The organism is Streptomyces sp. NPDC019937 (genome assembly GCF_040631655.1).
GTDB lineage: Bacteria > Actinomycetota > Actinomycetes > Streptomycetales > Streptomycetaceae > Streptomyces.
The window spans coordinates 23,563-43,051 of sequence record NZ_JBEYAL010000056.1; the positions used below are offsets into that span (position 1 = coordinate 23,563).

Sequence of the window (19,489 nt, forward strand, 5' to 3'; positions counted from 1 at the left end):
CGGGTTTCATGCCCGCCGGGGGCGTTCTTCACCCGCTCGGCCGCCCCTTCATGGGCTTATCGGGCATATCGGGACGTACGACCCTACGGTGGTGCTCAGTGAGCGCTTCGCGCCTCGACCCGCCGCCGCGTCCCGAGGAGCCGCATGCCCCGCTTCAGCATCGTCATCGCCGCCTACCGCGTGCAGGGCTATCTGCAGGCCTGCCTGGACTCCGTGCTGACCCAGTCGTTCCGCGACCTGGAGGTGGTGGCCGTCGACGACTGCTCGCCGGACCACTGCGGCGCCATCATCGACGCCTGCGCGGCCCGCGACAGCCGGGTGGTGCCCGTGCACCAGCCCGTCAACTCCGGCCCGGGCCACGCCCGTAACGCCGGTGTCGAACGGGCCACCGGCGACTATCTGCTGTTCCTCGACGGGGACGACACCCTCGCGCCCGGCACTCTGGAGGGCCTTGCCGAACGGCTCGCCCTCAACGAGGACCCGGACATCCTCTACTTCAACCATGTGCGCACCTACTGGTCCGGACGCACCGCCCCCAGCCTCTTCGGGGAACTGCTGAACTCGGCGGGCACCGAGGTGTTCTCCGTCCTGGAGCGCCCCGAATTCCTGCGGATCTTCGCGATGTCGTCCAACCGGGTCTACCGCCGCGCCTTCTACACCGGCCACGGCTTCTCGTTCAGCGAGGGAATCTACGAGGACGCGCTGCTGTCGTATCTGACGATGCTGTCGGCGCGGCGCATCGCCTGCGTGGATCTGGTCGGCCTGGAATACCGTCAGCGCCGGGTCGGCGCGAGCACGGGAAGCCCGGGCGAGAAACATTTCGTCATATTCGACCAGTACACCCGGCTCTTCGCCTTCCTCGACGAGCATCCGCATCTGCGTCCGCTGCGGTGTCTGCTCTTCGAGCGGGCCGTGTCCCATTTCCTGTTCTGCCTCGACCGCCGTTCCCGGGTGGCGGCGGCCGACCGGCCCCGCTTCTTCCGCCGGGCCGCCGCCTGGTACCGGACCCACCTGCCGGACGGGTTCACGCCGCCCGCCGGGGCCGAGTGGCGCTTCGCGGCGCTGGCCCGCGGCTCGTTCGCCCGCTACCGGGAGCACGAGATGGCGTCGCGGGCCGTGGCCGGGGCCCGCAAGGCCAAGCGGGTCACCCGTGCGGCGCTGGCCGTACGGGGCAAACGCGCCCTGTACCGGGCCCACCGGCAGCGCCCGGCCGACCCCAACCTCGCCGTCTACAGCGCGTACTGGGGCCGGGGAGTGCTGTGCAACCCGGCGGCGATCTACTACAAGGCCCGCGAACTGGCGCCGCACGTCCACGGGGTGTGGGTGGTCAGGAAGTCGGAGATCGACGCGCTTCCGGAGGACGTCGACTACGTCGTCACCGGCACCCGGGACTTCTACCGGACGGTCGCCCGCGCCACCTATCTCGTCAACAACGTCAATTTCCCCAATGACGTCGTCAAGCGGCCCGGCACGGTGCATCTGCAGACCTTCCACGGCACACCGCTCAAATGCATGGGCCTGGATCAGCAGTACTATCCCGCCGCGGCGGCCGGAATGAGCTTCGGGAACCTTCTCAAGCGCATCGACCGCTGGGACTTCGCCCTCTCCTCGAATCCGCATTCCAGCGAGGTGTGGGAGCGGGTCTACCCCGCCTCCTACCGGCTGCTGGAATGCGGATATCCGCGCAACGACATCCTGGTCACGGCCTCCGCCGACGACGTGCGGCGCGCCCGCGCCGGAATCGGCGTCCCGGAGGGGCACACCACCGTCCTCTACACCCCTACGATCCGCGACTACCAGAAGGGGTTCACCCCCCGGCTGGACCTGGAGCGGCTCAGCCGCGCCCTGGGCCCCCACACGACGCTCCTGGTGCGGTCCCACTACTCGTACCGGCCGTCGGCGGCGCTGCGCGCACTCCACGAGGCGGGACTGGTGCGGGACGTGTCGCGTCATCCCCGGGTCGAGGAGCTGTGCCTGGCCGCCGACGCGCTGATCACCGACTATTCGTCGATCATGTTCGACTATGCCCTGCTCGACCGGCCCATCGTGATCTACGCGGACGACTGGGACATCTACCGGGCCTCCCGGGGCGTCTACTTCGACCTGCTGTCGGGCCGCCCCGGCGACACCCCGGGCGCGGTCGCCCGCACCCTGGACGAGCTGATCGCCGTCTTCCGCGAGGGGCGGTGGTGCGACGCCGAAGCGGCCGCGCTGCGCGCCGCGTTCCGGGCCCGCTTCTGCCCGTACGACGACGGCCACGCGGCGGAGCGCGTCGTACGGACGCTCATGCTGGGCGAGGACGTCACGGCGCGGCCGGTGGCCCACGGGCGGCCCGAGAGCCGTACCGTGCCGTCGCTGCCTGTGGCCATGCCCGGGCACGGCGGCACCCTGCCCCCGCACACCGTGCAGCCCACCCGCGCCTTCCCCGACCGCGACTGATCCCCGTCGGCCCCGAGCCAGGAGTCAGGAGCCCGTCATGCCCTCAGCGTCCCCTCCCCGTGTCAGCGTGATCATCCCCGCCTACAACGCCATGCCGGAGCTGACCCGCTCCGTCACCTCCGCCATGGAGCAGACCCTCGGCCTGGACCGGATCGAGATCATCGCGGTGGACGACGGCTCGACCGACGGTACCGGGGAGGAGCTGGAACGGCTCGCCCGCGGGTGCCCCGCGCTGCACGTCGTCCATCAGGCGAACTCCGGCTGTGCGGGCGGCCCCCGCAACACCGGCCTGGACCGCGCGCGGGGCGACTTCGTGTTCTTCCTCGACTCCGACGACTACCTCGGGCCGGACGCGCTGCGCCGCATGGTCGCCATGGCCGACGAGAACGGCACCGACATCGTGCTCGGCCGGATCGCCTCGGTCGGCGGCCGCGCCGTGCCCCGGGCCGTCTTCTCGCACAACCAGCCGCGCACCGACATCTTCTCCTCCCACGCCTACCTCACCCTGGGCCCCTGGAAGCTCTTCCGGCGCTCCCTCATCGAGGGGCTGCGGCTGCGCTTCCCGCCCTACCGCAACTGCGAGGACAAGCCGTTCACCGCGGCCGCCTACCTCAACGCCTCCGGCATCTCCGTGGTCGCCGACTACGACTGCTACTACGTCCGCTACCGCGAGAACCGCAGCAACCTCACCCTCACCGCCTCCGGCCTCGCCCACCGCATGGACGGCATCGGGCTGTGCTTCGAGACCGTGGCCCGCTACCTCGAACCCGGCCCCCGCCGGGACCAGATCATGCGCCGTCACGTCGAATGGGAGCTGTGCGGTCCGCTGCGGGGGCTGCTGCCGCGCGAGAGCGAGCGGGACGCGCGGGAGCGTTTCTTCCCCGAGTTCCGGCGCTGGGCGCGGACCTGGGTGACCGACACCATCTTCCAGCGGATCGACGCCCCGGACCGGCTCCTGATCCATCTGCTGCGCACCGACCGCTTCGAGGACGTCCTGGCCGTCGCGCGCGACGCCAAGCGGGACCAGGAGCGCGGCCACCTCGTCGACAAGGGCCGCGTCTACTGGCTCCACCCCTTCTTCCGCGACCACACCGCCGACGTCCCCGACGTCTGCTTCGACATCACGGACCGGCTGCCGGTCCACCACCACCTCGACACGGCGCGCTGGCACGGCGGAGCGCTGCGGCTGACCGGACGGGCCGCCATCGAGGGCATCGACGCGATCGACGCGGGCACGGACGTCGTCCTGCGCAAGTACGAGGCCGACCGGCCCGAGATCCGGGTGCCCGCGACACACGACCCCGGGACGTCCGGTTTCGCCGCCGTCATCGACCCGGCCACCGCCGACGGCGGCGCGCCGCTGGAACGCGGCCTGTGGAACCTCTACCTCGACGTCCGCGCCCAGGGTGTCAGCCGCGTCGTGCGGTTCGGCGGCAGCCGCGAGGGCCGGGCTTCCGGTGAGGCCACCCGGCCGGCCCGGCGCGCCGTGACGACCCCCCGGGGCGAACCCGTGGTGGTCGTCCCGTACTTCACCCCGTACGGCAATCTCTCGCTCGACGTCGGCGAGGTCGCCCACGCCCCCGAGGACGCCCCGTGCCGGGTGACCCGGACCGCGTGGCACGGCGCCAGGAAGAGCGTCCTGATCGTCGGCGGGCGGCTGACCGGTGAGCACGGGGGCTGGGTGCGGCTGCGCGCCGAGAGCGGGGCGGGCGCGGTGCGCGAGGTGGCGGCCCGGTTCGAGCGGGGCGGCGCCTCCGGTGACTTCACCGCGCTGCTGCCCGTCGGGCAGCTGACGGCGGGCCGCTGGACGCTGACGCTGCGCCTGGAGGACCGCACCGTCGTCGTGCCCTGCGTGGGCAACCTGGCCTCGACCCGCTGGTTCCGCTTCGGCCGCCCGTACTACGCCAAACCGCTCACCCCGCGATCGGCCCCGGCGCTCGCCCTGGACGTCGCGCCGATCAGGGTCGTAGCGGGCGCGCGGCGGCGGTTGCGGCGGGCCCGGAGCCGCTGGGCCCGCCGCTGGATCCGGTAGCTCAGGGGGTAAGGCGGCCCAGGCGGTTGCGGGCGGCGGCGAGCAGGCGTACGGGGGCGATGCGCAGCTCCAGGGTCGCCGCGCCGCGCCCGGTGAGCGGCTTGGCGTAGTACGGACGGCCCCGGCGCAGCCAGCGGGTGCCGGGCAGCCGCTCGGGCGGCGGCACGGGGGCGGCGCACGGCGGGCCGTCGCCGTGGCCGACGAGCGCGAGCGTCACCGTCCAGCGGCCCCGGCCGAGGTCGCGCACCGGCAGCCGGGCGGTGAACGCGCCCGCCGGGTGGCCCGCCGCGTACCGCACGGGGTGGTCCAGGACGCGGCCGTCGGTGTGCTCGGCGCGCAGCCGCAGCACCCGGTCGCGGGGCGGCGAGCCCGGCGGCAGCAGCCGCCCGGCGACGACCAGGGTGCCCTTGTCGGACGGGTGCCACAGCGCCTCGGTCACCTCGCAGGGCGCGCCGCGCGGGGCCGGGCCGATGTCGAGGGAGAGATTGCCGTACGGGGTGGTGAAGTACGGCGTGACGCGGGCGCGCAGGCCGGGGCCCGCGGTCACCACCCGGCGCGCGGTGCCGATGTCGAGCCCCTCGGCGTGGCGGTTGCCGAACCGTATGGTGCGGCTGACGCCCTCGGCGCGTACGTCGAGGTAGACGTCCCACACGCCCGGGCGCAGCGGGGCGCCGCCGCCGGCGGCGGCGATGTCGACGTCCGCCTCGAACTCGCCCTCCACCTCGCTGTCCGCCGCCGAGACCGGTACGCACAGTTCGTCCTTGGTCTCGCGGTGGCGGAGTATCAGTTCGGTGTGGTCCTCGGGCCCGGCGTCCAGGCCCGTGACCTCGGCCCGGCCGCGGACCCGCAGCGTGGAGCCGCCGCACCAGGCCGCGCCGGTGAGGTGGTGGCGGACCGGCAGCCGGTCGGTGACGTCGAAGCAGTCGTCGGGGATTTCGGCCGCCGGGTCGCGGAAGAACGGGTGCAGCCAGTACACGCGTCCCTTCTCGACCAGACGGCCGCGGCGCGCGTCCTCCTTGGCAGTGCGGATGACGCTCAGCAGGTCGTCGAAGCGGCCGGTGCGCAGCAGATGGACCATCAGCCGCTCGGGCGCGGTGAGCGTGCGGAAGAGCGCGTCCGAGCAGTGGTCGGTCGCCCAGCGGCGCAGCTCGGGGAAGAAGCGCGTCCGGGCCTCGGTCTCGTCCTCGCGGGGCAGGGCGCGCAGCGCGCCGCACAGCTCCCGGCGGATGTGGCGCCGCATCACATGGTCGCGGCGCGGACCGGGCTGGGTGTAGCGGGCGGCGGTCTGGAACAGCAGCCGGATGGCGTCGATGCGGTCGGAGAGGCCGCGGCGGGTGGGATTCTGCCGGGCCTCGTGGCGGGCGAGGTGGTAGCAGTCGTAGTCGGCGACGACGGAGATGCCGGAGGCGTTGAGGTAGGCGGCCGCGGTGAAGGGCTGCTCCTCGTCGGCGCGGCAGTGCTCCGGGAACCGCAGCTGGAACCGTTCGATGAGGGAGCGGCGGAACAGCTTCCAGGGGGCGAGGGTGGAGTAGGCGTGGGAGGCGAGGACGTCGGTGCGCAGCTGGTTGTGGCGGAACACGGCCCGGGGGACGCCGCGCCCGGTGGGGGAGGCCATCTTGCCGAGGACGACGTCGGTGCCGTTCTGGTCGGCCATGGCGACCATGCGGCGCAGCGCGTCGGGGCCGAGGTGGCCGTCGGCGTCGAGGAAGAAGACGTAGTCGCCGCGGGCGAGGTCGAGGCCGGTGTTGCGCGGCCTGCCCGGGCCGCCGCCGGGTTCCTGGTGGACGACCTTGAGGGCGGGGCAGTCGGCCGCCAGCCGGTCCAGCTCCTCGGCGGTGCCGTCCGTGGACCCGGCGTCGATCGCGATGATCTCCAGCCGGGCGATGCCTATGGTCTGCTCCATGGCGGAGGTCAGGGCGCGGGTCAGGGTGGGCATGGCGTCGCGGGCGGGGACGATCACGCTGACGCGGGGGCGCGGGCCGGGGCGTGGGGTGCGCGGCAACATGCGGACTCCGGTGGGGTGAGGTGGGGCTCAGGCGGTGTCGCCGGGGGGTGCGGACGGGCGGGTGCGTGCGGGGGTGCCGCGGTGCGGGGGATCGCCGCGGCGGACGCGGTCGCGGTCCGCGGCCCATCTGCCGCCGGTGGGCGCCTGGATGAGGCCGACGGCTGCGACGTGCTGCGTTCCCATGATCGCTCCTGACTCCTGGTGGGGGCTGCTCATGGTCGGGGCCGGGGGTGAGGGACGGGTGTGGGACGTACGGCCGGTGGGTGACGGACCGGCGTCCGGGGCGCCCCCGTTCGACGTAGGACGCACCGGACCCGGTTCACTTCGCGGGCGGCGGCGCGGAGGGAGCGCACGAACACGGTGCGGCCGGCTGATGCTCATCGGGTGCTCCCTCGCGGATCGTCTGGAGTTCGCGCAGCCGGTTGAGCGCCTCGCCCTTCGCGGCGAGCGCGTCGACCGCCTCGTCGAAGCGCTGGATGGACGGCGGAGTGCTGGGGCCGAGCAGATACGCCCTCAGCTCGTGGCGGGCGGCGCGCAACGTGTCCCCGGCGGGGTCGAAGAGCAGCCGCAGGAGGTCGTCCACCCCGGCGTCCTCCGGGCCCAGCAGATAGGCGGCGCGGGCCACGGTGTGCCGCCGCCGGAACTCCTGCGCGCCGAGCCCCGCCGTGTCGACGAGGGCGTACGGCTTGAGGGTGGCGATGAAGTCCGAGACCACGCCGGAGGGGTCACCGATCAGCAGATCGGCCTGGTCGAAGCAGGAGTGGAGGGCGGGGGAGTTCGTGACGTCCGCTTCGATGATCTGGTGCGACCAGGGCGGTGAGGCCGCCCAGTGGGCCCGGTGCCACTGCTCGCTCAGCTCCCTGGCCTCCTCGGGCGGCGCCGGATCGGCTGCGGCGCTGTCGCGGGTGAGCATCGCCTCGTCGGCGTGCGCCCGGCGCAGCCGCGCCTGGTGCGCGGCGATACGGCGCGTCAGCTCGGTGCGGCAGCGGGCGGCCTCGGCGCGCAGCGCCCGCACCTCCTCGGGCTCGTCCGCCTCCCGCCCGGCCCGCCGCTCGTTCGCCGCGCCGATCGCCGCGACGATGCGCCGGTGCGCGGCGGACCGGCGGCCGCCTGCGGCGGGGTGCGGCCAGTAGAGGACCCGCACCGGCGGCTCGCTCTCCAGCAGCCGCCGTACGAGCGGCTCGTCCCCGGCCGTGAGCAGCACCGTGGGTATCGCCGCCGGGGCGCGGTCGTCGTCCTCCCGGACCCGTACGCCGTCCAGCTGCGGCCGCCCCACCTCCACGATGTCCGCGTCCTCGACCCCGACCGCCGCCTCCGCGTACCGCTGACGGCCGGCCCGGCCCGCGACCCACACCTGGTCGTAGACCTTGCTGTACGGATCGACTCCGGCGGTCGTGTCGCCATCGCCCAGGAAGACGTGCTGCATGGTGGGGACGCGCAGCAGATGGATGTTCTCGCCGACGTTCGCCGGATAGAGCGCGACCCGCACGCTGCCGAGGTCCAGCCGCCGCAGATGCGTCGCGGCCGGTACGCACAGCACCGGCAGCGCGGTCGGCGCCAGCCCCTCCAGCAGATGCCGCTCCCGCAGGATCACCAGCGCCGGGGCGCGCAGCGCGGCCAGCGTCTCCAGCCACATGCCGACCTGGTACGCGGACTCCCGCGGCCCGGAGAAGTACAGCACCGTCTCCGGCCGGTGCCGCCCCAGCCAGGCGTTCACCTCGGCCAGCACCCGTGCCGGGCCCGGCAGCCGGAGCGACCGCACGAGGTACGGCAGCAGCGCCAGCACCGTCACCAGGCACCCCCCGGCCGCCAGGGTCAGCCCCGCCACCACCCAGCGGGCGTCCCCGGTGACCAGCGTCGCCCCCAGCCCGGCCAGCGCCGACACCTCGTACGCCAGCATCCGCAGCCCCGGCCATTCGGTCAGCCGCCGCGGCGGCCGGTCGCTGATGCCCAGCCGGCGCAGATCGATGTGGCGCGCCGCGACCGCGAGCCGCCGCCGACGGCGGATCAGCGTGCATATCGCGGCATGCAGCGCCTGGCCGCCCAGCAGACAGAGCACCAGCGCCATCGCCGACGCCAGCCCGATCGGGCCGGTGACGTGTATCCGCCCGAGCAGCAGGAGCAGCAGCACACACCGCAACTCGAAGCGCAGCGTTTCCCCGATGTGCAATCGCCCCAGACGCCCCATCAGCCCCGGAGCGCAGCGCTGCAGCGCCAGATCGCCCGCGACCCCCACCGCCCCGGCCCCCACGAACACCCCACCGGCCCCGCTGACACCGGCCCCCGCCATCGTCACCATCCCCCCGGCCACCACGGCGAACGCCGCGAGACCGCGGGGATTGCGGACACCGAGGCGATTCATGGCACGTGCCCTTCGCGGAGGCTGCGTCGTACTGACTGCACCTTAGGCGACTCGCCGGATATGCGCCTTTTGTCGCTCTCCGAATGGTGGCCGGGTGCCGGCAGTCTGTGCGGTGAGTCGGCTCCAACGGGGAGGGTGGGAATGGGCGAGGTCGGCGTGGTCCTGGGCGAGACGGGTGGCTTCGGCGACCCCTGGGAGGGTGTGGACGCGGGGGCCGTGGCGCGGGCCGCTCGGGAGCAGGGCGAGCGGGCGGTGGCCGGGGTGGGGGACATGGCCGCGTACCTCGACGCACAGGTGGCCGACGCCTCGCACCGGGAGGTCATCGGGCCGCTGCTGGATGGCGGCGGGGCGAGTGGGGTGGTCGTCCGGCGGGGGGTGGTGATCGGGTCGTGGGGGGGATCCGGGGCGGGTGGAGATGGCGTACAGCGCGACGAAGAGCGTGCTGGCGCTGGTGGCGGGCATCGCCCATGACGACGGGGTGCTGATCCTCGACGAGCCGGTGTCCGCGCGGGTCGGGCTGCCGCAGTTCGAGGGTGTCCACGGGCGGGCGATCACCTGGCGGCATCTGCTGGACCAGACGAGCCAGTGGGAGGGCGAGCTGTGGGGGAAGCCGACGTCGGCCGACGCGCAGAGCACGCGGGAGGGCACCGAGTCGGCGGGCGGGCCGCCCGGTGAGGGCTGGGCGTACAACGACGTCCGGGTGAACCTGACCGCCCTGGCGCTCACGGTCCTGTTCCGCCGCGCGCTGCCGGACGTGCTGCGGGAGCGCGTCATGGCGCCGATCGGGGCGTCGTCGTCCTGGTCCTGGCACGGCTACGCCAACGCGTTCGTGGACCTCGACGGAGCGCGGGTGCCGGTGGTGTCCGGCGGCGCCCACTGGGGCGGAGGGCTGTGGATCAGCGCGCTCGACCTGGCCCGCGTCGGGCAGCTGTGCCTGCGCGGCGGCCGGTGGGGGCACACCCGGGTCGTCTCCGCCCGCTGGATCGAGTGGATGTGGACCCCGTGCCGGGTCAAGCCGGACTACGGGCTGTCCTGGTGGCTCAACGACCACCGCACGGTCTGGCCGGGCGCCCCGGCCACCGGGCGCTGCGCCCGCGGCAACGGAGGTGCCCATCTGCTGTGGGCCGACCCGGCGCGGGATCTGGTCATCAGCTCCCGTTGGGGCGACGGTGTCGAGGGCCTTCTCGTCGCGGTGTCGGAGGCGGTCGAGCCGGGGCCGCTCAGCGCACCGTCGTGGTGACGGGCCGGGGGAAGGCGCGGCGGGCGAGGGTCGCGGCGGTGGTGAGGCGGGTCAGGGTGGGGCGGAGGGCGCGGGGGCGGTAGGGGGCGTTCCAGGCGTAGGGGAAGGACGCCTTGTCGGGGGTGAGGAGGTTCGTCGTCTCGTCGCAGGCCAGGATCGCGATGAGCCAGCGGCGTACGGCGCGGTGGAAGGCGGGGGCGAGGGGGCGGGGGGCCAGGAGCCAGTCGCGGGACTGGGGGCTGACCGCCTGCCGGTAGGTGGTCTCGTCGTAGCGCTGCCAGGGGGACTCCGGGGTGATCGGGTGCAGGCCGTAGTCCATGGCGGTGAGGGGGGCCAGGGCGGTGCGGAGGGTGTCGTGGTCGGCGCTGGGGAGGAGTTCGCAGATGATCCAGGGGCGGTGGCGGCGGATGGTGGCGAGGGCGCCGGTGAGGACGGCCGCCTCGTAGGTCTCGACGTCGATCTTGATGAGGTGGGGGGTGAGGCCGCGGTCCTCGGTGAAGGCGTCCACCGTCGTGACCGGGACGGTCACCGATTCGGTGTGCTTGCGGTGGGCCGGGTTGAGGGAGTTCGAGGACTCCGACTTGTGGGAGAAGTACAGCTCCGCGGTGCCGGGTTCGCGGGAGAGCGCGGTCTGCTGCACCTCGTAGTCCAGGGCGTTGCAGTGGCGGATGCGGCGGCAGAGGGCGGCGGTCTGCGGGGTGGGTTCGAAGGCGATGGTGTGCGGGCCGCCGTGCCCGTAGATCGCGTCGATGAGGGCCGAGTACAGCCCGATGTGCGCCCCGATGTCGTACACCGCGCCGCCCGCCGGGGCCTGTCCGGCCAGGGCCAGCAGGGTGGCCTGGGTGGTGGGTTCGTAGCCCGCGAGGCCGGAGCGGCGCAACTGCCGCTGGACCGCGGTCTGTTTGCGGCTGAGCACATTGAGCGCGCGGGGGTACGGACCGCTGGCGGCCAGGACGTCCGGGTTCAGCGGGAGGGTGATGGCGAGGGGCATGGCTGCCGCGGCTCCTGTCGGGTGACGGCCCGCTCCAGCGGGCTGGGGACGGGGAAGTAGGCGTCGAGGAAGGGGCGGAGCAGGGCCAGCTGACCGGCCAGGTCGTGTTCGCAGGAGACCGTGTCGTTGAGGCAGAACGCCTGGCAGTGGCGCGAGCGCAGCAGCCTCGCCAGCCGGGAGTGGATGCCGGGCCGGGCCAGGTCGACGTAGTCGTACCGCAGCTGGGCCGGGATCGCGCGGCCGGTGAGGAACGCGTAGTAGTGGTGGAGCGAGGACGGCAGGGAGACGTCCGAGGCGGAACGCACCCGGCTGGCCATGGTGGCGCGGATCGGGTCGGCGAACTCCCGCTCGATCTCGGCGAGGACGCTGGTGCGCACGGCGTGCGGGGTGTGCTTCATCTTCTGGGTGACGGTCGCGCCGAACCGGCCCTCCAGCAGCCTGCGGTTGTTCTTGCCCGCCGCCGATACGGGGACGTCCAGGCGGTCGGCGGGGGCCAGCGGGATCAGGGCGCGGGAGGGGAAGAACTTGGTGACGCCGTTGGCGAGGAAGAAGTCCTGCGGGGTGACGGGCGAGCCGAGGAAGACGTCGTCGTTGAAGTAGAGGAAGTGCTCGGCGAGGCCCGCGATGTGGTGCAGCCGGGTCTCGATGGCGTGCGAGTTGAACGTGGGCAGCACGGTGAGGTCGTCGAAGATCTCCTCGTGGTCGACGACGGTGATGCCGGGGTGGTCGAGCGCGAGCCAGGGCGGCACCTGGCGGTCCGTCACGATGTAGATGTGGCGCACCCAGGGGGCGTACAGGTGCAGCGAGCGCAGGGAGTAGCGCAGCTCGTCGCGGTTGGCGTAGCGGGCGGCGTTGGCGGCCTGCTCGTGGTAGCCGCCGCCTTCGCCCGTTACGGCGGCCCGCCGCCGCTGCCACCGCGGATCCGAACCGTCGACCCAGGTGTAGACGACGTCGATGGGGAAGCGGACCTCGTCCGGCAGCCGGGTGGTGAACTCGGGGCGCGTACGCACGAGGGGACCCGGGGACCAGCCCTCGGCCGGGGCGAGCCGGGTGAACCGCTGGTCCGGTGCGCGTACGGCGTCGCCCACGAGCGGTACGGAGGCGGTGGTGCGGTTGGGGCGGGGGGCGTGGAGGTGGGGCGCGCCGCCGGTGGCTGTGTGGTCGGTCGGCTCGGAGGTCCCCGGGGTCCCCGGGGCGTCCGCCGGGGCGCGCTCCCAGAACTCGATGTCGCAGCCGTGCGAGGAGCCCAGGACGAGGTCCCCGCGCGGGGTGGTGTGGAAGCGGGTGAAGCGGATGACGGGCGCGCCGGCCAGCGGCCGCCAGGCCCGGGCCGTGGCGCCGAGGCGCAGCGCCCCCGCCCCGCCCTTGCGGCGCGGGGGCGGCGAGACGTAGCCCGCCTCCCTCGCGCACAGCGCGCCGAGCGCGGCGACCACCTCGGCCCGCTGGTCCGCGCGGACGCCCACGGCGGAGGCGACGTTGCTGTAGCAGCGGACGACGAAGTGGTCGAGCCGCGCCCGGTCCAGCGCCTCGCACACCAGCCGCAGGTTCTCGGCGCGCGCGAACAGCGGGGTGGGGGCGGGGACGACGGTCGCGATCCGGGTGCCGCGGTCGTCGGCGATCACCATGCGGTCCGGTGCGGACAGCAGCCCGGTACGGACCAGCCGGCCCAGCCGCCGCCTGGCCCAGCGCAGCCGTAGCGTGCCGGAGGCGAGGGACAGCCGCCCCAGCCCGTGCAGGGCCGCGCGGCGCACGTCGGCGCCGGTCATGGCGATGACCGCGCGGCGGATTCGTAGCGGGACCGTACGCCGGTAGCCGCGTACCAGGGGCGGATCGGCGAGCCATGGGTGGCGGGGGGCGGCGGGCGGTGCGGTGAGGGGCATCGTGCGTCCTGGGGCGGGCGGCGCGGGACGGGTGGTTCCTCACACCATCATCTGAACGCCGCCCGGATGGGGCGGCGGCATGGCGGGCCGCCGCCCAAAGTGCCCCCGTTCGGCCCAGCGCCCCCGCCGACCGCCCGCAGACGGCGATGGCCCGGCGACCGCTGGGTCGCCGGGCCACAGGTCGGGCGGGGTTACTTCACCGCGCCCGCCATCACGCCCTGCACGAACTGCCGCTGGAAGGCGAAGAAGACCGCCAGCGGGATGATCATCGAGACGAAGGCGCCCGGGCCCAGGATGTCGATGTTGTTCCCGAACTGCCGGACCTGCTGCTGCAGCGCCACCGTGATCGGCGGATTGCCGCTGTCGGCGAAGATCAGGGCGACCAGCATGTCGTTCCACACCCACAGGAACTGGAAGATGCCCAGCGAGGCGATCGCCGGGGCGCCCAGCGGCATGACGACCCGGAAGAACAGCCGCAGCTCGCCCGCGCCGTCCAGGCGGGCCGCCTCCAGCAGCTCCCTGGGGATCTCGGCGAAGAAGTTCCGCAGCAGGAAGATCGCGAAGGGCAGTCCGAAGGCGGTGTGGAAGAGCACGACGCCGGTCGTGGTCTGGAAGATGCCGATCTCCCCGAACAGCTTGGCGACCGGGATCAGGGCGACCTGGATCGGGACGACCAGCAGGCTGACGACGATCAGGAACCACCAGTCGCGGCCGGGGAAGTCCATCCAGGCGAAGGCGTAGCCGGCCAGCGCGCCGAAGACGACCACCAGGAGGGTCGCCGGGATGGTGATGGCGAGCGTGGTCCACAGCGAATCGGTGATCTGCTGGTTGCCGAGCAGCTTGTCGTACGCGTCGAAGGTCAGCTGCGACGGGTCGGTGAAGACCTTCCACCACCCCGAGATGTCCACCTGCGAGGGGTCGCGCAGGGAGGACAGCAGCAGCCCGGCCGTCGGCATCAGCCAGAAGAGCCCGATGAGGACGAGGGCGACCTGCACCACCCCGCCCCCGGCTCGTTCCGCGATCCGCGCGATCGGGGACCGCTTCGTCTGTACGACCGTGTCCGCGCTGGTCATCGGCGGCTCTCCCTTCGGATCCGGCGGATGTTGACGAACATGACGGGCAGCACCAGCAACAGCAGCAGCACGGCGATCGCGCTGCCGAGGCCCTGGTTGACATCCGTCCCGAAGGACGACTGGAAGAGCTGGAGCGCGAGGACGTTGGCGTCGTCCTGCGAGGGTCCCGGCGCGATGATGTAGACCAGGTCGAAGATCTTCATCACGTTGATCATCAGCGTGACGACGACGACCGAGAGCACCGGCGCCAGCAGCGGCACGGTGACCCGCCGGAAGACCTGCCACTCGTTGGCGCCGTCCATCCGCGCGGCCTCCATCAGCTCACGCGGTACGCCCGCGAGCCCCGCCGCGATGAGCACCATGGCGAAGCCCGCCCAGATCCAGACGTACGAACCGATGATGGCGGGGGTGACGAGGGACGGGCCGAGCCAGTCGATGCCGTTGTACGGCGCGGAGAAGTTCCAGGCGGGCAGCCGCAGCTGGGCGCCCTCGGCCTTGGCGGGGAGGGTGTACGTACCGTCCGCCGCCGACGTCGTTCTGGCGACGACCTTGCCGTCCTTGACCGCCTCGATCTTGAGGTCGGCCATCGCCTTCTCGCCCTTGTCGATGGCGCCTTCCTTGCCCAGACCGCCCTTGGTGAAGTCGAACCAGACGGTGCCGGTGATCTTCCCGGCCTCGGGCCGCGCGGCCTTCGCGTCCTGCGCGCCGCTGATGTCGTCGCGCTTGGCGGCGACCAGCGGAATCGAGGAGGGCGACCCGGCGCGGACGGTGTCCTGGGTGGTGAAGGAGCCGCCCGCGGACTCCGTCAGCCCGGCGGCCGGGCGCGGATGGGCGCCGGGGAAGGGCGGCGAGGCGCTGAACGAGTCATGCACGCTCACCCACATGGCGTTGGCGACGCCCTTGTCCGGATCCTGGTCGTACACCAGCCGGAAGATGATGCCCGCGGCCAGCATGGAGATCGCCATCGGCATGAAGACGATCAGCTTGAACGCGGTGGCCCAGCGCACCCGCTCGGTGAGCACGGCGAAGATCAGGCCGAGCGCGGTGGAGATGGTGGGGGCCAGGATCAGCCAGATGATGTTGTTCTTGATCGCCGTCTTGGTCGCGTCGTCGGAGAACATCTCCGTGTAGTTGTCCAGGCCGACGAAGCCGTTGCCACTCGCGTCGAAGAAGCTGCGGTAGACGGAGTAGCCGATGGGATAGACGACGAGCGCGCCGAGCAGCACCAGCGCGGGCAGCAGGAACACCGCCGCCAGCCAGGGCCGGGTGCCCAGGACGCTCTTCCTCTTCTTGGCGACGTGCGGAGTGGCCGGTGGGGCGGACGGTGCCCGGCCAGGTGTGGCCGCGCCGCCCGCTGTCGCGGTCGACATATGTGGATCTCCCGGTCGAGTCGTCAGTTCTTGTACGCCTTGGCGGCATCGGCTTCCAACTGGCGCTGGATTCCTTCGACGTTCCTCGGGTTCTTGAGGAAGTCCTGGAGCGCTTTCCACTCGCCCTGGGCGGGCTTTCCGCCGAAGGAGGCCGGGGCCTGGTCGGACATGTCGAACCGGAAGTCATTGCCCGCCGCGATGAGCGCCTTGGCGATGTCACGCATCGGGTCATTGGGATAGGCGCTGAATTTGACGTTTTTGTTCGCCGAGATGAAGCCGCCGGACTGGGCCCAGATGGTCGCGGCGTCGGGCGAGGCCAGGAACGTCAGCAGCGCCTGCGCGGCCTTGCTGTTCTTCAGCGCCACGCCCACGTCGCCGCCGGTCACCACCGGTGGCTTGGCGCCCACCGCCGGGAAGGGGAACACCTTGGCGTCCCCGCCGAGTTCCGCGCCCGCGTCCTGGACGTTGGCGGCGACGAAGTCGGCCTCGAAGACCATGCCCGCCTCGGGCTGGGCGGCGTTGCCGAACGCCTTGGTGACCGAATCCGGGAACGCGGTCTGCAGCGCGCCGCCGCGGCCGCCCGCGACGAGGCCCTTGGCGCCCCACAGCTGGGCGAGCGTCTCGAGGGCCTTCTTGACCGATGGATCGGTCCATTTGATTTTGTGCTGGGCGAGCTGGTCGTACTTCTCCGGCCCCGCCTGGGAGAGATAGACGTTCTCGAACCAGTCGGTCAGCGTCCAGCCGTCCTGGCCGCCGACCGCGACCGCGTCCGTGCCGGAATCCGAGATCAGCTGGGCCTGGGCCAGGAATTCGTCCCAGGTCTTCGGCACCTTCGCGCCCGCGTAGTCGAAGGCCGAGGTGTTGTACCAGAGCAGCGACTTGTTGCTGGCCTTGAAATACACCCCGTACTGCTTGCCGTCGTACGAGCCGAGTTCCTGCCAGCCCTTGGCGAAGTTCTTGTTCACCTCCGCCTTGGCGGCGGCGTCGAGCGGTTTCGCCCAGCCCTTCTGCGCGAATTCGCGCATGACCCCGACCTGGCCGACCATCGCCACGTCCGGCGGCGAACCGCCCGCGACCTTCGAGCCGACGAAGCCCGCCATGTCGTCACCACTGGGCACGAAGGAGACCTTGGCGCCGGTGCGCTTCTCGAACTCCTTCAGCACCTTGGTGAAGTTCTCTTGCTCCGTCCCCGTCCAGACGGCGGTGACCTGGAGCTTCTGGCCCTTCAGCTGAGGCAGCTTCACGGTGACCGGCGGCGGGCCGCCGCTGACCGTGTCCCCGTCGTCGCCGCCGCAGCCCGCGGCGGTGAGCATGAGGGCTCCCGCCGACGCCGCGGCCAGCGCGGCTCGTGCCGCTCGCTTCTTCCGCTTCCTGCGAAGCGATTTCTGCATCCCCGTTTCCCTCCGATGCCGACCGCCTCGCGCGCGGTCGTGTCCCGTGCGACAGTCCTACGCCCGGTCACCCAACGTGGCAATACTGTTTTCGGCGTTCACTCACGGTCGTGACCGGGCCGTGATGAACGCCGAATCACAAAGGGGGAGCGGAACGGGCAGATCGGTGATCTGGGATCTGGGGTCGGTGATCGGTGATCGGTGATCTGGGATCTGGGATCTGAGATCGGTTAAAGCGTCAATTAATCGGGGGCGCCGAGGGGTTGGTGACGGGCCGCGGTGCGGCCCGCCCCTCCGGCCGGGAGCCCGACGGTCAGATCAGCGCGGGCGCGGTCGGCGCGTCGGCCGACTGCGCGGCACGCTGGAGCGCGCTGGCGAGCAGCGCCAGATCGGTCGGCCCGTTGCCCAGTTCGCGCAGCGGGCGGCGGGCCGGGGGATCGCCCATCCGCTCCCACTCCAGCGGTACGACCGTCGGCCGCTGGGTCGCGGTGCGCGGTATCCGCCCGGTGACCCGGCCCGCCTGGAACGGGGTCGCCGCGGCGTCCTCGGGGCGCAGCAGACGGCCACGCCCGGGGGCGTGCTCCCCGCCGGGCTCACCCGACGCGTCGGACGCGTGGGTCTCCGCCTCCGGCCGCTCGGACGAGGCGGGGCCCAGCGGACGGGGCTCCAGGACGATCCGCAGCCCGGCCCGCTCGACCGCCGCCGTATCCGCCGTACGGTCCGGGCGGCCGGACGCCGCCACCAGGTGGACGCCGAGGTGGGCGCCGTCGCGGGCGACCGCCTCCAGCGCGCGGACGACCGAACCGGCCGCCGGGCGGCCCGGGCTGCCGAGGGCCGGGGCCACCAGCGCGTCGAAGTCGTCGACGAGGACGACGAGGCGGGGGAAGGGGCGCGGAGCTTCCGCGGTGTGCGCTTCGGGGCCGTGCTGCTCGCTCGGGTCGTGACGGTCGTGCCGGTCGGGACGGTCGGGCTGGTCGTGGCGGCCGCGCTGGGGGCGCAGCCTCAGCGTCGTACTGGGCGGCGCGTCGATGTCGCCGGGGGAGCGGGGCGCGATCACCCGCGGGGCGCCCGCCGCGCTCGCGCCCGTACCCTCCCGGAGCCGGGCGTGCCAGGCGACGAAGTCCAGTCGGCCCAGCAGCTCGGCCCGGCGCTTCAGCTCCGAGCTGAGCGCCTGCGCGAACTCCCGCATCCGCACCGGGTCGGAGGCCGCCAGATACGTCGACACATGCGGCAGGTCGGTGCACATCCGCAGCCCCTCGCCGCGCTCCGCGCCGCCGCTCGCCCCCGCGCCGTCGAGGAGCACCAGCTCCAGCCGGTCGGGGCGCTCGGCGGCCGCGAGCGAGGCGGCCAGCGACCGCAGCAGCTCCGTCTTGCCGGTGCCCGCCCCGCCGTCGACCAGCAGATGCGGGCCGTCGGCGGCCAGATCGACGGTCACCGGCCCGCGCGGCCCGGCGCCCAGCACCGCGAGCGCCCGGCCGCCCGCCGGAACCTCGTCTGCGGCGGCCGCCCAACGGGCCATCAACGAGGCGGGGGTGGCCCGGGCCAGCCCCAACTCGTCCAGCAGCCGGGCCGAGTAGGGCAGCGGAGCCGACACCTGCCGCCCCGGACCGCCCTCGTCGCCGTGGCCGGAAGCGGCCGGGCGCAGGGGCGCGAGCGCCCGCGCGAACCGCTCGGCCCACGCCCCCGACACCGCGTCCACGGTGGCCGCCGTGGTGGCCCCGGCCACCCACATGGGGACGCCCGCGCCGCCGGTGGCGGCGTCCCGGCGCACGATCTGCAGCCCGGTGGCCACATCCCCGCTCAGCAGCGCCGCCACCTCGCACGACGCGAACGCCGCGGAGGCCGCGCACGCCGTCTCGTAGCTCACCGACAGCGGTGAGGCGGGCGACGCGGCCGGGGCCTCGGCCAGGCACAGCAGATGGATCCCCGCCCCCGGACCACCGACCGCCAGCCGCCCGAGCGTCTCGCGCAGCGCGGGCGGGCCCGGATCGCCGTCCACGATCACCACCGTGTACGGCCCGGCCGGGCCCCCGGCGGCGTCGTCCAGCCGCCGCGTCAGCTCCGCCGCACGGGCCGTCACCTGCTCCGCGTCGTACGCCAGCAGCAACCGGCAGTCCTGCCCGCGCAACGGCTGGAGCTGCGGCAGCCAGCCCAGCCAGGACCACTCGGCGGGCCGGTCCTCGGTGCTGAGCAGCACGATCTCCAGCGTGCCCGGCGGGTGCAGCGCCGCGAGCTGCGCCACGACGGACCGGGCGAGCCCGGCCAGCCGCCCGCGCGGCCCCGCCAGCCCCAGCGAACCCGCCTGCCGCAGATCGACGGTCACGGGCGCCGCGGGCAGCAGCCCGCCCGCGCCCGCGAGCCGGTCGGCGGAGCCGAGCCGCACGGTGAGCGCGTCCGGGTGGCCCGGCCCGCGCTCCCACAGCCGCGGCCCCGGCCCCAGCGCCGTCATCAGCACCGCGGCGGGGTCCGGCCACCGCCGGTGCAGCGCGGCGGCCTCCTCGGCCGCCCGCGCCGCCACGTCCTCGGCGCCCGCGGCCTCGTCCGCGCCGCGCTCGTCGGCGCCCCGGCCCCCGGTCAGCTGCCGCACCCAGGCACCTATCCCACGCCGCCGGACCTGCGCCCCGGGCGCGTCGTACGCGTACGACGCGCCCGCCTCGCCGAGCCCCAGCGGCACGGTGGTCCCCCGCAACGGCGTCCCCCGCCCCC

The 19,489-nt window shown here is 73.5% G+C and carries 13 protein-coding genes; 4 read left to right on the forward strand and 9 right to left on the reverse strand.

Annotation, left to right across the window (positions count from 1 at the left end; all coding sequences use genetic code 11):
* The first annotated feature begins 144 nt into the window (after positions 1 to 144).
* Entirely contained in the window at positions 145 to 2,439 is a 2,295-nt protein-coding gene (locus ABZ562_RS37030) for a CDP-glycerol glycerophosphotransferase family protein (RefSeq protein WP_361488644.1), read from the forward strand.
* 37 nt (positions 2,440 to 2,476) lie between these two features.
* The gene (locus ABZ562_RS37035; RefSeq protein ID WP_361488647.1) at positions 2,477 to 4,471 is read left to right on the forward strand and encodes a glycosyltransferase family 2 protein; all 1,995 of its coding nucleotides are present in this window, start codon (positions 2,477 to 2,479) and stop codon (positions 4,469 to 4,471) included.
* A 1-nt stretch (position 4,472) separates the two neighbouring features.
* Here the strand turns inward: ABZ562_RS37035 and ABZ562_RS37040 are convergent, their stop codons facing one another.
* From ABZ562_RS37040 to ABZ562_RS37050, 3 genes are all read right to left on the reverse strand, one after another.
* Positions 4,473 to 6,476, reverse strand: a complete 2,004-nt coding sequence (locus tag ABZ562_RS37040; protein WP_361488649.1) for a glycosyltransferase — start codon at positions 6,474 to 6,476, stop codon at positions 4,473 to 4,475.
* A 27-nt stretch (positions 6,477 to 6,503) separates the two neighbouring features.
* Entirely contained in the window at positions 6,504 to 6,659 is a 156-nt protein-coding gene (locus ABZ562_RS37045; protein ID WP_361488652.1) for a hypothetical protein, read from the reverse strand.
* A gap of 136 nt (positions 6,660 to 6,795) precedes the next feature.
* Positions 6,796 to 8,838, reverse strand: coding sequence for a hypothetical protein (locus ABZ562_RS37050; RefSeq protein WP_361488655.1), 2,043 nt, complete (start codon positions 8,836 to 8,838; stop codon positions 6,796 to 6,798).
* A 135-nt stretch (positions 8,839 to 8,973) separates the two neighbouring features.
* On the opposite strand from ABZ562_RS37050, the gene ABZ562_RS37055 reads away from it, so the two are divergent.
* Both ABZ562_RS37055 and ABZ562_RS37060 read left to right on the forward strand, forming a co-directional pair.
* Positions 8,974 to 9,309, forward strand: a complete 336-nt coding sequence (locus tag ABZ562_RS37055; protein WP_361488658.1) for a hypothetical protein — start codon at positions 8,974 to 8,976, stop codon at positions 9,307 to 9,309.
* On the forward strand, positions 9,254 to 10,078 hold the full coding sequence (locus ABZ562_RS37060; RefSeq protein WP_361488661.1) for a serine hydrolase: 825 nt from the start codon (positions 9,254 to 9,256) through the stop codon (positions 10,076 to 10,078). The genes ABZ562_RS37055 and ABZ562_RS37060 overlap by 56 nt, the downstream gene beginning before the upstream one ends.
* Here the strand turns inward: ABZ562_RS37060 and ABZ562_RS37065 are convergent.
* The 6 genes from ABZ562_RS37065 to ABZ562_RS37090 form a co-directional block, all read right to left on the reverse strand.
* A complete protein-coding gene (locus ABZ562_RS37065; protein WP_361488664.1) occupies positions 10,059 to 11,069 on the reverse strand; it encodes an FkbM family methyltransferase in 1,011 nt (336 codons plus the stop codon). The two genes, ABZ562_RS37060 and ABZ562_RS37065, sit on opposite strands and share 20 nt — an antisense overlap.
* A complete protein-coding gene (locus tag ABZ562_RS37070) occupies positions 11,042 to 12,949 on the reverse strand; it encodes a stealth family protein (protein WP_361488665.1) in 1,908 nt (635 codons plus the stop codon). The genes ABZ562_RS37065 and ABZ562_RS37070 overlap by 28 nt, the downstream gene beginning before the upstream one ends.
* Positions 12,950 to 13,140: 191 nt before the next feature.
* Positions 13,141 to 14,022 (reverse strand): carbohydrate ABC transporter permease, encoded by an 882-nt coding sequence (locus ABZ562_RS37075; protein ID WP_361488666.1) that lies wholly within the window; start codon positions 14,020 to 14,022, stop codon positions 13,141 to 13,143.
* Positions 14,019 to 15,392 (reverse strand): sugar ABC transporter permease, encoded by a 1,374-nt coding sequence (locus ABZ562_RS37080; RefSeq protein ID WP_361488667.1) that lies wholly within the window; start codon positions 15,390 to 15,392, stop codon positions 14,019 to 14,021. The genes ABZ562_RS37075 and ABZ562_RS37080 overlap by 4 nt, the downstream gene beginning before the upstream one ends.
* A 23-nt stretch (positions 15,393 to 15,415) precedes the next feature.
* Entirely contained in the window at positions 15,416 to 16,783 is a 1,368-nt protein-coding gene (locus ABZ562_RS37085) for an extracellular solute-binding protein (protein WP_361488670.1), read from the reverse strand.
* Positions 16,784 to 17,096: 313 nt separating this feature from the next.
* Positions 17,097 to 19,489, reverse strand: a 2,393-nt coding sequence (locus ABZ562_RS37090) for an FtsK/SpoIIIE domain-containing protein (RefSeq protein WP_361488672.1), incomplete at its 5' end; no start/stop codon positions are given.